Origin of the sequence: Fusibacter sp. A1, assembly GCF_004125825.1 — a bacterium.
Classification (GTDB): Bacteria; Bacillota; Clostridia; order Peptostreptococcales; family Acidaminobacteraceae; genus QQWI01.
The window spans coordinates 1-13,559 of sequence record NZ_QQWI01000016.1 but is presented as its reverse complement, the minus strand read 5'-3'; the positions used below and the strand labels follow the sequence as shown (position 1 = coordinate 13,559).

Genomic DNA, 13,559 nt, shown 5'->3' with positions numbered 1-13,559 from the left:
TGATGGGATGTCTACCTATCAGTCAAAGAAATTCGGCTACAGATATGAGAAAACAAATACAAGGTTCAGGGTATACGCATCTAAATGTGAGGCGGTAAATATTCTCCTTTATTCCAATGCGCATTCCTATCGTCATAAAAGCCTGGCGATGGAAGCGGTAGGTGATAACGAGTGGGAACTCACTGTAGACGGAGATCTGCACAATACCTATTACATGTATCAGGTCGTCAGAGGAAAAAACAGGTTTATCGCCACAGATCCTTTCGGATATGCATCAAGCGCCAACAGCAAGCGAAGTGTGGTAATCGACCTAGCGATGACTGAGGTCGAAGGTTTTGAACAGGATGAGTTCGTCAAGGTCAGCATGCAGGAAGCGGTCTTGTATGAAATGCACATTCGAGACTTTACAATGGACCCTAACCTAAAACTCAAACATCCAGGGAAGTATCTGGGTGTGGTTGAAAAGGTCGACCATTTACCTTATGGAATCGACTATCTCAAGGATTTAGGAATCACGCATGTTCATTTTCTACCGCTTCAGGATTTCTTGTCCATAGATGAAAGCGACCCGACTGCATACAACTGGGGTTACGATCCTGAACAGTATTTCGTTCCGGAAGGATCCTACTCCACCGATCCGGAGGATCCCCTATGTCGGATAAGAGAGCTAAAGACCATGGTGAAGAAACTCCATGACAACGGATTGGCTGTGGTGCTGGATGTGGTGTATAACCACACGTACAGGGGAGGGGAGAATCCTCTTGCCGTATTGGCCCCGTTCACCTATTACAGGCATTTATCCGATGGGAGCTATTCCAACGGGTCAGGATGCGGTAACGAACTGAAGACGGAGCATGCGATGACAAGACAGCTGATTATCGACAGCATGATCTACTGGATGAACACCTTCCATATCGACGGATTCAGATTTGACCTTATGGGGCTGATGGACGTTGAAACGGCTAAAATGATAGAAAAGGAAGTGCGGTCGATCAATCCGAACGCCATACTCTACGGCGAGCCGTGGACAGGTGGAGGAACCATTCTTCCTGGTGAGAAGATGATGGTCAAGGGCAAGCAGAGGGATTTGTCCATCGCGTTTTTCAATGACGATTACAGAAGCGCCTTGAAGGGTGACAGCGATGGAAAGGATCACGGTTTCATCCAGGGGTACAAAGCCAAGATGCATGATGTGAAAACAGGACTCTTGGGATCGATTCATTTTTCAGAGCACCATGTCGGTTTTGCCAAAGAGCCTTGGGAGTCTGTGAACTATGTGAGTGCGCATGATAATCTGATACTCTACGATAAGCTCAAATACTCGACCATGTGGGATGACGATAAGGTGAAAAAAGCGACCAAGATGTCGTTTTCACTGATCCTGCTTGCCTTTGGCATACCCTTTATCCAGTCGGGTACCGAGTTTATGCGGACGAAGCATATGGACCACAATTCCTATCGAAGCAGCGATGCTGTGAATGCGATGGACTGGGGCATGGTGAACTGCCATCAAGACTTATATCAGCATGTGAAAACGCTGATTGCAATTAGGAAGAACTTGCGATGCTTCGAGGAGTTCAACGAGAAGGACATCAGGGAAAGAGTCGTGCTTCAGCATACGAAGAATGTGGTCGCGTATAGGATCACTTTGAGGAATCACGCGTTTAAAAATGCATTGATCGTGATCAATCCTAACCATCATGAACATCTGTCGAGGCTTGTGCTCAGACGTGAATGCAGGATTGTTTACGACGGTCAGACGTTTGACCCTGATGGACTGGCGATCGACAAGTACTTGCAAGGTCGAAGAATCAAACTGGAGCCTTTTCAAACACTTGTCGTCTGGTCGAACCATCACTCCCATTCGACATTCAAATTTTAAAAAAACCGTCTGAAATAATCAAATTTCAGACGGTTTTTCTATGGTTCTTGTTATAGATCTTGATGTAACTGAGTATCGCGATGAACTTCATCAAAAGTGCGGAGATGATAAGCATATCACCTAAGACTCTCGGGATATTGAGCAGTATCAGCACGATGGTAAGTGAAAACAGGACTGTCGCTATCTTACCCAAGATATTTGAGGGAATAACGGTCTTCTCACGTTTTAGGTAAAGCAGTACTCCGCTGACAATCAGGAATAGTTCCTTGGAAAGAATAATGATAATGACAATTACATGCACCTTGTCTGTAAGCCACAAGCAAGTAAGCACTGTCAGTAGCATCAGTTTGTCGGCGAGGGGATCTAGAACGGTTCCAACAGCGGTGATAAGATCGTATTTTCTTGCCAAATACCCGTCGAGAATGTCTGTTGCGCTTGCGATAATAAAGATAATGAGGGCGAGGTACTGCGCGTTTGCAAGCTCTGAAAAATAAACATAGGCAAATATAGGTACGAGTAACATTCTAAAAACGGTCAGCAAGTTGGGAATGTGTTTTAGCATAATGGCTCCTTTTCCATTGGTTCTTCAATTAGTAGTCCATAAGAGTCAAAAATTACCTTCCATCTCCATTATATCATTTTACATGTCGATCTGTTACTCAATTTTATGTGCGTCAATTTATTAAAGTTATTTGACAATCCACATGATTGCGTTTAAAAAGAGCCTCTTACTGGTATGATTTAAGCAAGGAGGATTTTCTATGTTTAGACAATTTATCGACACTATCTTAAACTTAAATGTAGTAGGACTGACCATCGTAATAATCATTGTCGGATTACTCATTGCGGCATTCACAATCAATATTTTCGTGGTGCTTGGCTACCGAAGGATGTTAAGGGATCTGAGCAGTGAGAAGAATAGACAAGGAAGATTGTTCGAACACAAGATTCTCAATAACATCACATCGGACTATCTGAAGGCAGGCAAGGAACACAGCGGCGAAGTGAACACCCAGGCGATTATCGAGAAACACTTCGATATGGAGATGAAAGTCTCCCAGCTTGGTGAGCGGTATGTCAAAACGTCGGTGAGCCTGATGATCATCCTTGGACTGGTAGGTACCTTCTTCGGACTGACGATGTCGATAGGTCAACTGGTCAACTTACTCGCAAAGGATGTCGGTAATGCCCTGTCGGTCGATTCGTCGATCACTCAGAGTCTTATCAGCGCGATGTCCGGAATGTCTGTCGCTTTTGTTACTTCATTATTCGGTATTAGCGCATCGATCGTGATGACACTATTCAACCTCTTCTTCAACGCCTCGCAGCGAAGAGTCAATCTTATGGTTCATCTTGAGGAATACCTGGATAACGATGTGTTCAAAGATGTACGAGAGTACCGAACCGTCAGCGGAACGTCGTTCTCGGGTGCTGCGGTAAGTTTTGGCGGCGGTGATACGGTCACTGTCGAGGCGATGAAGGTTCTTACAGACACGCTTGTCGACAGGCTGTATGGGGTGACGGGTGAAATGGCCGCTACCGCAGAGGCTTTTCAGGAGACTATCACAAGCTTCGATCTTTCTCTTAAGGTCTTTGCTGAAAGTGCGAGGGACTTTAGGGAGTTCAACCATCACCTCAAAGACAACGTGCAGAGGATGAGCCTTGGATTCAGTGATTTTACTCAAGAGATGACGCATCAGACCGAGAGGATGGCAAGTGGTTATGATTCGATCAAGGACCTGACAAAAACACTCAAAGAACTAGCTAAAGATGAGTAGGGGGTGTAGATATGAAGAGCAGAAGACGTAACTTCACCGTTGAAGAAGCGGCAGAGAACTTCTGGCCGTCCTTCACCGATCTGATCTCCACTTTTGTACTCATACTTTTCATTCTAGTGATTATCGCCTTTATTCAAAATATCGTTACTGGAAACAACCTTGAGTATTCGAGAAAGCAACTCATGGATACCCAAGACCGTCTGGAGTCTTCAAGAGCGGAGATCAGTCAGGCGGAGAATCAATTAAGACTTTTAGAAGATGAACTCGCAGATACGATGGCTGAAATAGAGATCGGGCAGATCGCCCTTAAGTTATCCGAACAGGAAGTAGATGAGCAAAGGCAAATCATTGCAGAAAGCAATCGGGAGCTTGGCGAGTTAAGATCCAAGCTTCAAGGGATCGCGGTACTCAGATTGGATGTACTTGGAAAGGTGAAAGACAGTGTTGAGGCGGCACTTGGTAAAACCAACGCTCAGGGACAGCCGCTAGTGACCATCAGCGATGCGGGAAACATCATCATCAATGAGGGTCTAGTTTTCGATTTCAATTCGGCCGTGGTAAAGCCCAGCGGAAAGGAGCTCTTGAACAAACTGGCTGAAGCGTTCAAATCCGTACTGGATGATGAAACGACCAGGTTAAACATCGAATCGATCATCATACAGGGGCATACCGATGAAAGAGCCGATGCGGATTACAACCGTTCACTATCGGCAAACCGCTCGGGGGCTGTTGTAAATTATATGCTGTCCACAGATAGGGAGCTTGAGAGCGAGTACGGAAAATACTTCGCTTCCTCCGCATATTCTGAGTTCAGACCCATTGATACGGGTACTAGCGAGGAAGCATACGCGAAAAACAGGCGTATTGAGATATCGATTGTCATAAAGGACTCTGAAGTCCAAAACGTGATCGATGAATATTTAGAGGAAACACAAGAGATGATAGATAGCGCAGAAGAGTAATGTTGAAAAGGAGGAAGAGATGCCGTCATTACAAATAGGTGATTTAGCACCGGATTTTTCTTTGCCTGCGGCAAGCGGTAAAGAAGTCGTTTTAAGTAGCTTTAGAGGGAAAAAGGTGATCCTATACTTTTATCCGAAGGACAACACCCCTGGGTGCACAACCCAAGCCTGTGACTTTAGAGACCATATCGAGGTCTTTGAAAAGGCAGGTGTAGTGATCCTTGGCGTTTCAAAGGACAGTTTGAAATCGCACGGTAACTTCATCGCAAAGTATGAGCTGCCGTTCGAGCTTCTGAGCGACGAGGAACTTAAAGTACAAGAAGCCTATGGAGTCTGGGTGCTCAAGAAAAACTATGGCAAAGAGTATATGGGAACCGAGCGTTCCACCTTTGTGATCGATGAGCAGGGAAAACTGCTTCAAATTCATCGAAAAGTAAGTGTGAAAGGTCATATTGAAAAACTAATTGAATCACTAGGCTAGATAAAGGGCTATTCTTTAGGAAACTTGAGAATAGCTCTTATATTTTAATGTTTTTCAAGTGGATTGAGGTATAATGGAAGAACAGATAGAAGGATAATAGGAGGTAGGGGATGAGAGTTTTAAAAGGTTTGAGCTGGGTGCTTTTCCCGGTCGTCGTCATTATGGTCATGACGCTGTTGATGGCGAGTTCGAAAGGGTTTTACACCTATCAATATGAAAAAAACAATATTTATGAGGCCACTGGAATCACGAGAGAGGACATGCCTGAGGTGATCGACAGGTTGTCAGGATATGTGGTCGGCAGGTATAAGACCTTGAATCATGAAGTGACAATACACGGAAAAACCGAAATGATCTACGGCGATCGCGAGATCGCACATATGAAAGACGTCAAACTAATTTTTGATGGCTTGAGGTATGCAGGTGTCGTCTATCTTATTCTACTCCTTACAGCGGCCTACGCTTCGGCAAAGGAGAAAAAACTGGCGACCTATTTTGTCAAACTCTCGCACTACGGACTATACGGTTCTGTGGTGCTTGTCGCGGCTGTCGGCATCCTAGTCGCTTCGGACTTCAGCAGGTATTTTGTAGTCTTCCATGAACTGTTCTTTTCAAACGACTTATGGCTTTTGGATCCTCGCACGGATGTTCTGATTCAGATGCTTCCTGAGTCCTTCTTCATGGAAATGGCCATCGTGATTCTTGCCCTTAGTTTCGCACTGAACCTCGTGATGTTTGTGGTTTCCGGACAGGTCAAAAGACACCTTGTTGAAAATAAAAGGAAATAGATATGATCAAATTGATTACCTCAACGGTTGTACTGGGCGAAACCCAATACGACCTATCCAACATAAAATTACTGAATGCAGTGAATGATAAAGCGCTTGTGATCGTTCCTGAGCAATATACCTTGCAAGCGGAGAAAGACTTGCTCAAAGCCCTTGATGTCAAGGGTTTGTTTCATATTGAAGTGCTTAGTTTCAAAAGACTGATCCATAGGGTCTCAGAGCAGATGGGGCTAAAAGAGGTCGTACCCCTTTCAGAACTGGGTAAGAAAATGCTCTTAAAGCATATCCTGGACAAGCTCAAGGACGAACTGGTCATCTATAAGAAGTCCTACCATGTCAAAGGGTTTCTGGACGACCTTGCGGATACGGTCGCTGAGCTACGGCAGAATGCGGTGAACATGCAGTTCTTAAACGCCATCATCAAGATGATGGACGACAGCCAACCAATTTTCAAGCTTAAAATGAAGGAGCTGGCACTTGTCTATGAAGCGTATCTGAACGCTTTTGACGAACAGCTGATGGATGAGGACTCGCTTGTGGAGAAAGTGGTGGAATACCTTGAACAGAACGAGGTCTATAAGGGTGTCAATATCGTCGTAGAAGGCTTTTCGAGCATGACCTCCCAGGAAGTCAATTTGCTTTGTGTGCTGGGACATCAGGTGGAAAATCTGACGGTGCGCCTAGTGGACGATCGCACAGAGAGTGTCACCAACAGATACCCGAAACGGCTGCGCGAAACACTTGTCAAACGCTTTACAGGAGACGGGCTGACCATCACAGAGGTAAGGGATGTGAGCGATATCCCGGAGGGCGCCAAAGCCTTCAGGAATATTTTCGATTATCAGCCCCATGTAGGGTCAACGGGACAGAGCCTCATCACAGCCACGGACAAGCAAGAGGAGCTTGAAGGTGTCGTGATAGACATGATCAAGCATTTTCAGGGATCCAAACTCAAGTGGCATGAGATGGCCATTCTTACAAACGATTTGAACAGTTATCAGTCGACCGCCAAAAGGATCTTTGAACAATACGGTGTCCCATGTTTTATCGATAGGAAAAGACCCGCACTCAGCCACTATGCGATTGATTTTGTCTTAACCAGCGTTCGTGCGATCATGACAGGATTTAGCACCAAAGAAGTCATGAAGGTATTAAAGACAGGATTCTACAATATCGCGTACGACGACCTATGTGAAATGGAGAACTACGTTCTTTCAAGAGGCACCAGGGGAAGAGCCTGGCTGAGCACTTGGGAGAACTGTGATAACTTAGAGCTTGAGGCAATCAGGGAAAACTCGATCGGCATCCTCATAAGCCTCAAGGACGACTTGAAAACAGCTGTCGATGCCTCTGAAATGGTATTCGCACTCAAAGGATATCTACATAGACTCAAGGTGTTTGAGAAGCTGGCTGTGGATGTCGATGAAAAAAGAGAAGCCCGTAAATTCGAGGAAGCAGAGGAACTAGCCCAGATCCATAACATCATCGACCATGTCTTGTACCAGATACACAGTCTGGGTCAAAACAGCTCGCTTGAGATTAGAGGCTTCTACGATCTGCTCAAACTTGGATTTGAGTCCTATGAGATAGGAATCATTCCTCCAGAGCAAGACTTTGTGACCTTCGGCAACATCAAACGAACCCGTCTCAGCGCGGTGAAAAGGCTATATGTCATCGGCCTCAACGACGGAGTGATCCCGAGCAGGGTGGATGGTGCCGGACTTTTCAACGATGAGGAGATTCATTTTTTAGTGGACCAGGGAATCACCAAGATGCGTTCGACACTTTACCAGTTCGATGAAGAAGTGTTCAAGACCTATGAGAACACACTGAAAGCCACAGAACACGTTACATGGAGCCACAGCGCCCATTCGTCGGAAGGTGTCGAGACAAAAGCCTCCTTATGGTTTGAACAGCTAAAAAAATCAGCTGGTCCTGTCGGGTGCTTTGACACTTCGATTGAGACGCTTAGGGAACATGGCTTGGCATTGCCGCTGGTGAATAAGGTGCTGAAGCTTCTTAAAAAAGGTGAGACGGTCGACACTCAGGCGCTTGCAGCTGTCAAGGGCCTCTTGTCTGAAGAACGTTACCTGCGCATTGTAAACGCATTTTTCGCAGGCATGCACCATCACAATTTGGCTCATAAAATTCCTGAAGAACTGATCGGGAACCTGTATGGCGATTACGTGAAGACGAGCGTCACGAGGCTTGAGAGCTTTTCAAGATGCCCGTTTCAGCATTTTACAAGGTATGCGCTTAAACCTACCACAAGGGAAACGCCTGAGCTGTCAAGTCTTGATATCGGCGACCTCTTCCACGAAGTGATCGAACTGGTGATGAACCACATTCAGAAGCTGAACAAAGAGGTCATTGTCGACGAAGATTGGAAAGAGGCTTTTGAGTCGATTTTCGAATCGGTCATTGATCAGAAAATGAGATTTGGACTTAGTCCCAAGAACAAGTATTATGCAAAGCGCCTTAAAGGTGTACTTATAGAAGGTATCGGTCACATTGCGGATCAGATCAATCTTGGGAATTTCAGCAATGTGATGAATGAACTGAGTTTTGGTGTAGGACTTGAAGTCGATGCGCCTCCTCTTGTGCTCGAAACCGAGGACGGAAAGAGAATTCTCCTTGAAGGCAAGATCGACAGGCTGGATATCGTGAAGACCAAAACGGGAGATTACCTAAGAATCATCGACTACAAGTCCGGACAACAAAAGCTTAATTTAGGCGATGTCTATGAAGGACTTAGTCTGCAGCTGATGCTCTATCTTGATGTGGCCACAAGCCATGCCAAGGTCATCACAGGTGCTCAGGCGAACCCTTTTGGAGCCTTTTACTTTAGGGTCACTGAACCGATGATCGAAACGGATGTCATTTTCGACCCCGCCGACTTGAAGGAACAACTTTTAGAAGCTTTCAAAATGGATGGCGTATGCATAAAAGATATGGATCTGATCCTTCAATCGGACAGAAGCATCGAAGAGACAGGGAAATCCAAGGTCGTCAACGCAAAACTGAAAGCCAGCGGCGAGCTAGGAGATGCGGACCATCTACTGGAACCCGACGAACTTGAGCTTGTGATGAACTATGCAAAAGAAAAGGCGAAAGAGATCGCTACTACCCTCTATTCTGGTGAAATCGGCATCAGGCCCGTAAAGGAAAGCCAGAAAACAGCTTGTGACTGGTGCGAGTTCAGGAGTATCTGCCAATTTGATGAGAAGAAGCACGATGAGGACTTCAAACGAATTCCTAAACGTGATAAAGGCAGCGCACTGGAAGAAATGAAAGGAGTCATCGATTGTGAAATGGACAAATGAACAAGCTCAAGCAATTGATACCCGAAATCTGAATATCTTGGTGTCTGCTTCGGCCGGTTCAGGAAAAACAGCGGTTCTCGTGGAACGTATCCTTAATCTGGTGATTGAAAACAAGAGACCGCTCACTTCCTTTTTAATCGTTACCTTTACGAATGCCGCAGCGGCTGAGATGAGGGAGCGTATCGCCAAACGGCTGATGTCGCTTTTGAGCGAAAGAAGTGAAGACGCGAAATTCATCAGCGAACAGATTCAGAGTATTCAGCAGGCCAATATCTCCACGCTGCATAGTTTTTGCAAAGAGGTGATCAGGCAGAACTTTTTTCACCTGGATATCGACCCGAATTTCATCATAGGAAACCAGCAGGTCTTGGAGCTGAAGCAAAAGGATGCCATGGACCTTGTCTTCGACAATGCCTATGAAGTGATGGATGAAGCCTTTGAGAGTGTGCTCGGCATCTATTCCAGCCATAGGTCAGACGACCTTTTAAAAGAGTTCGTGAAACGCATCTATGATTTTTCAAGAGCGCACCCTTACCCTGAAGAGTGGCTCGACGCTTGCGTCGGTACACTGAAGGTAAGCGGCGAAAGTGCTGAGGAGATACCTTATGTCAAGGCGATAAAGGAAAACGTGCTTGAAACGCTGACCCTGTTTAGAAAACAGCTGGAAAGCGCCCATGGCATCTGCCTAGAGCCCGGTGGACCTGAAGATTATTCAGAGACCCTGTCAAGCGACTTGGATTCCATTGACAGCTGTCTGGACGGCCTTTCTCATAAGAGCTATGACCAGGTTTCGGATGCGATCAACCAGATTGCGTTTGTACGGCTCAAGACCATAAAAAAGGCCAACAAGGAGCTTGTGGATATCAAGCTCGTCGCAAAGGTGAAAAACTGCCGTGACGGGGTGAAGAAAGCGATCAAGAAGATGCAGGAGAACTATTTTGCCAAGTCGCTCGATGCATATATGGAAGACTTGAATCAAATGGCGCCTCATCTTGAGACCCTGGTGGATCTTGTATCCTCTTTTGCGAGGGAGTATGAAATAGCCAAGCGCGAGGATAACCTACTCGATTTCAACGACTTGGAGCAATATGCGATCAAGGTCCTAAACAGTAAAGAAGTCGCAGACATGTACAGAAACAAGTTCGACTATATCTTCATTGACGAGTATCAGGATTCGAACAGGGTGCAGGAAGAAATCGCTTCACTGATCAAACGGGACAACAATCTGTTTCTGGTTGGAGATGTGAAGCAGAGCATCTACCGCTTCAGGATGGCTGAACCCGGGCTGTTCTTGGAGAAATTCGACGAGTATCCCTCCCATCCTCTGGGGCATAGGGTCGATCTGAACATGAATTTCAGGTCGCATAAGGACGTGCTGATAGGGATAAATACCCTATTCGATACACTTTTGACCAAGGGATTCGGCGGAATAGCCTACAAGGAGGATGGACGGCTGATTCCAGGCCGGACCGACTTTATGGAGGCTGCCAAGCCCAGACTCAACCTGGCCCATTATGATGAAAAATCCGATTCTATCGCAGTCGATGCCATCCAGATGGAAGCCCACCTGATCAAAGAGAGAGTCAAAGCGCTTCAAGGTGAGATGATCTACGATACCGAGCTAAAATCCAAGCGTTCGATCAGACTTTCGGATATCGTCATTCTGATGAGAAGCATAAAAGGCAAAGCCCAGCAGCTGCGTGACGAACTTTCAAAATACGGGATTCCTGTGATCGTTGACGAGGAGGACAGCTACTTCGACATCATCGAGGTAGCCACAGTCATCAACCTGTTAAGGATCATCGACAACGCGCACCAGGATATCCCGCTGCTTTCTGTGATGCGCTCCTCGATAGGCGGTTTTAGCGACGAGGAGCTTGCGAGGATACGAACGATTAATAACAAGTCCTATTACGACACACTCTTCGAGTACGGACAGGCTGGCGAAGAGGAGCTTTTAAGGGGCAAGGTCGTGAGCTTCCTCAGGCTGATTGAAAACTTGCGCGCAGAAAGCAGGACCACCATCAGCGAGTTTCTCTGGTATGCGCTAACAGAGACAGGCTACTACCATTTTGTAAATGGTCTGGAGGATGGCGAAAAAAGAAAACAGCATCTGGATGTCCTGATAGAAAAAGCGGAGCAGTTCGAAACGGAAAGACAAAGCGGAATCCATCATTTTGTCGATTATCTTGATCAGATGAAGGAAGCTAAGGTCAGTTACGGTGGAAAAGCCAACAATACGGATGTCGTACAGGCGATCAGGGTGATGAGCATCCATAAATCCAAAGGGCTTGAGTTTCCAGTGGTGATACTTGCTGGCATGTCGAAGAACTTCAATATGATGGACATACGGTCAAAACTCGTCTTTCATCAGGAGACGGGACTGACGACGAAATGGATCGATCCTGTAAGGCATATTCAAAGGGATACCCTTCCTTTTGTACATCTTAAGAATGTTTTAAGGAGAGAGACGATTCTTGAAGAGGTTAGAATCCTATATGTGGCTATGACAAGGGCTGTCTATAGGCTTGAAGTCTGCGCGGTAATCAATAAATTCGAAAAGGCAGTGGAAAAATGGCAGGATACGCCGGATGACTACGTGCTGTCGAATCAGACGAGATTCATCGACTGGTTCATGAGCATATTGATGCATACAGGAGAAGTGCCTGAGGACCTCGTAACAGATAGGCGAATGTCCTTTGAGGGGAATACATGGTCCACTAGCATTGTTCCGATGGCGGAGCTGCTCACAAAGCAGTTCAATACGCGTAAAGAAGTACTCGGTAATGCGAGTTTGGCGCTTGAGCAAGTGGATGCTGTGGAAATGGTGCCTTTCGATGGACACTCTTATGGATTGCCTGCCAAGCTTTCTGTAACAGAACTTAAGAATAAGTCGAGCGAGAACGTGTTCACACCGCGAATCACAGCCTTGACGCATTATTTTGAAACACAAGAGGAAGCACTAGAAAGAGGTAATGTCTACCATCTGATCATGGAACATATGCCACTAGACAGGCAACCCGTAAAATCCGTACTTGAACTGCTCCTAAAAAGAAACGTCCTCACTGAGGAGATGGTGGAACTGATCGAAGAGAAGCATGTCGAGGAATTTAGGAACAGTTCTGTCTATCAGCGTATGATCAGTGCGCTGAAAGTATGGAAAGAACAACCCTTTGTCTTTGAAAAAGAGTTTGAGAACGGAGAAAAAACACTTGTACAGGGGATTGTCGACGCCATGTTCCTCGAAGAGGACGGTATCGTGCTGATCGATTACAAAAGCGACCGTGTTCAAGAAGCCGGCGTTTTGGTAAAAAGATACAAGGAGCAAATCGACATCTATGCCCAGGCTATTGAAAGCGTACTTGGTCATCCTGTGAAAGAAAAGATGATTTACGCCTTATCGTTAAACCAGTGGATCGAGGTATGAGAATGAAATGGACAGTGGAGCAGATCAGAGAAATATGTGAAAACGCCTCAGAGATCATCATGAGTTATTATAAAACAGACTTGAAGATATCAAGCAAAGAGGACGACACGCCGGTAACGGTAGCCGATAAGGCATCCGACAAGCTAATCAGGGCGGCGCTTAAGCTCCTTGAGGATATTCCTATTCTTTCTGAAGAGACCCTGGATACGAAAGAAAGGTTGAAGGCCTCAAGAATATGGCTTGTGGATCCCCTTGACGGTACAAAAGACTTTATCGGAAAAACGGATGAGTTTGCGATCAATATCGCCCTGATCGAAAACCGTCGCCCGGTATTCGGAGCAATCTACATTCCTGTAAAAAAGGAGTTCTATTACGCCTTTAAAGGTCAAGGCGCTTTCATGCATAAGGACGGAACTACTACAGGCATTCATGTCAGTGAACGGATAGAGGACCTGAGGCTTTTGAAAAGCCGATTCTACAAGTCGGGAAGGCATGAGGCCATCGAAATCAAATACGGTCATCTGATCGAAGCGGTACACGCTGCGGGGAGCTGCTACAAAGGTTGCCTGATAGCCAAAGGCGAAGGCGAATGCTACTTCAGATATGGATTGACATCGGAATGGGATACCGCGCCTATGGATCTGATCGTACACGAAGCCGGCGGTATTGTCAGGCAGATGGACGGAACGCTCTTTGAGTACAACCGCGAGGATACCATCAATAGGATCGGATTTTATGTCGTGAACAACAAAAAAAACATATTGGATGCACAAGAACGCCTTTAGGCGTTCTGAGACTGTTGACAAAGTCCACGAAAGTGGTCTTTGTCTTTTTTTGTACCTAAACCTCGCGTAGTAGCGCACCCTTGTGGTCGCCCTCTCTTATAACGATGTGTTCAAAGAGACGCGCATAAGAGGC

Annotated in this window: 9 protein-coding genes; 8 read left to right on the top strand and 1 reads right to left on the bottom strand. The window is 45.9% G+C overall.

Annotated elements, in window-relative coordinates; translation table 11 throughout:
* The first annotated feature begins 7 nt into the window (after positions 1–7).
* Positions 8–1,882 (top strand): type I pullulanase, encoded by a 1,875-nt coding sequence (pulA, locus tag DWB64_RS17560; RefSeq protein WP_129489527.1) that lies wholly within the window; start codon positions 8–10, stop codon positions 1,880–1,882.
* A 25-nt stretch (positions 1,883–1,907) separates the two neighbouring features.
* On the opposite strand, the gene pgsA is transcribed toward pulA, so the two are convergent.
* Positions 1,908–2,444 carry a CDP-diacylglycerol--glycerol-3-phosphate 3-phosphatidyltransferase gene (gene pgsA, locus DWB64_RS17555; RefSeq protein WP_129489526.1) on the bottom strand — a complete coding sequence of 179 codons (537 nt, stop codon included), beginning with the start codon at positions 2,442–2,444 and terminating at the stop codon, positions 1,908–1,910.
* Positions 2,445–2,643: 199 nt separating this feature from the next.
* Here pgsA and DWB64_RS17550 point away from each other — a divergent pair, with 199 nt between their 5' ends.
* From DWB64_RS17550 to DWB64_RS17520, 7 genes are all read left to right on the top strand, one after another.
* A complete protein-coding gene (locus DWB64_RS17550; RefSeq protein ID WP_129489525.1) occupies positions 2,644–3,660 on the top strand; it encodes a MotA/TolQ/ExbB proton channel family protein in 1,017 nt (338 codons plus the stop codon).
* Positions 3,661–3,671: 11 nt separating this feature from the next.
* Positions 3,672–4,622 (top strand): OmpA family protein, encoded by a 951-nt coding sequence (locus tag DWB64_RS17545; RefSeq protein WP_129489524.1) that lies wholly within the window; start codon positions 3,672–3,674, stop codon positions 4,620–4,622.
* 19 nt (positions 4,623–4,641) lie between these two features.
* The gene (bcp, locus tag DWB64_RS17540; protein WP_129489523.1) at positions 4,642–5,103 is read left to right on the top strand and encodes a thioredoxin-dependent thiol peroxidase; all 462 of its coding nucleotides are present in this window, start codon (positions 4,642–4,644) and stop codon (positions 5,101–5,103) included.
* Between the two features lie 110 nt (positions 5,104–5,213).
* Positions 5,214–5,891, top strand: a complete 678-nt coding sequence (locus DWB64_RS17535; protein ID WP_129489522.1) for a TIGR01906 family membrane protein — start codon at positions 5,214–5,216, stop codon at positions 5,889–5,891.
* A 2-nt stretch (positions 5,892–5,893) separates the two neighbouring features.
* On the top strand, positions 5,894–9,214 hold the full coding sequence (locus DWB64_RS17530; protein ID WP_129489521.1) for a PD-(D/E)XK nuclease family protein: 3,321 nt from the start codon (positions 5,894–5,896) through the stop codon (positions 9,212–9,214).
* Positions 9,198–12,641, top strand: a complete 3,444-nt coding sequence (gene addA / locus DWB64_RS17525; RefSeq protein WP_164980478.1) for a helicase-exonuclease AddAB subunit AddA — start codon at positions 9,198–9,200, stop codon at positions 12,639–12,641. The genes DWB64_RS17530 and addA overlap by 17 nt, the downstream gene beginning before the upstream one ends.
* A 2-nt stretch (positions 12,642–12,643) precedes the next feature.
* Entirely contained in the window at positions 12,644–13,426 is a 783-nt protein-coding gene (locus DWB64_RS17520; RefSeq protein ID WP_164980477.1) for a 3'(2'),5'-bisphosphate nucleotidase CysQ, read from the top strand.
* The last annotated feature ends 133 nt before the right edge of the window (positions 13,427–13,559 follow it).

Excerpts from the sequence above, each read along its gene's own strand:
- pulA (WP_129489527.1), top strand. The coding sequence starts at position 8 with ATGTCTACCTATCAGTCAAAGAAATTCGGCTACAGATATGAGAAAACA.
- pgsA (WP_129489526.1), bottom strand. The coding sequence starts at position 2,444 with ATGCTAAAACACATTCCCAACTTGCTGACCGTTTTTAGAATGTTACTC.
- DWB64_RS17550 (WP_129489525.1), top strand. The coding sequence starts at position 2,644 with ATGTTTAGACAATTTATCGACACTATCTTAAACTTAAATGTAGTAGGA.
- DWB64_RS17545 (WP_129489524.1), top strand. The coding sequence starts at position 3,672 with ATGAAGAGCAGAAGACGTAACTTCACCGTTGAAGAAGCGGCAGAGAAC.
- bcp (WP_129489523.1), top strand. The coding sequence starts at position 4,642 with ATGCCGTCATTACAAATAGGTGATTTAGCACCGGATTTTTCTTTGCCT.
- DWB64_RS17535 (WP_129489522.1), top strand. The coding sequence starts at position 5,214 with ATGAGAGTTTTAAAAGGTTTGAGCTGGGTGCTTTTCCCGGTCGTCGTC.
- DWB64_RS17530 (WP_129489521.1), top strand. The coding sequence starts at position 5,894 with ATGATCAAATTGATTACCTCAACGGTTGTACTGGGCGAAACCCAATAC.
- DWB64_RS17520 (WP_164980477.1), top strand. The coding sequence starts at position 12,644 with ATGAAATGGACAGTGGAGCAGATCAGAGAAATATGTGAAAACGCCTCA.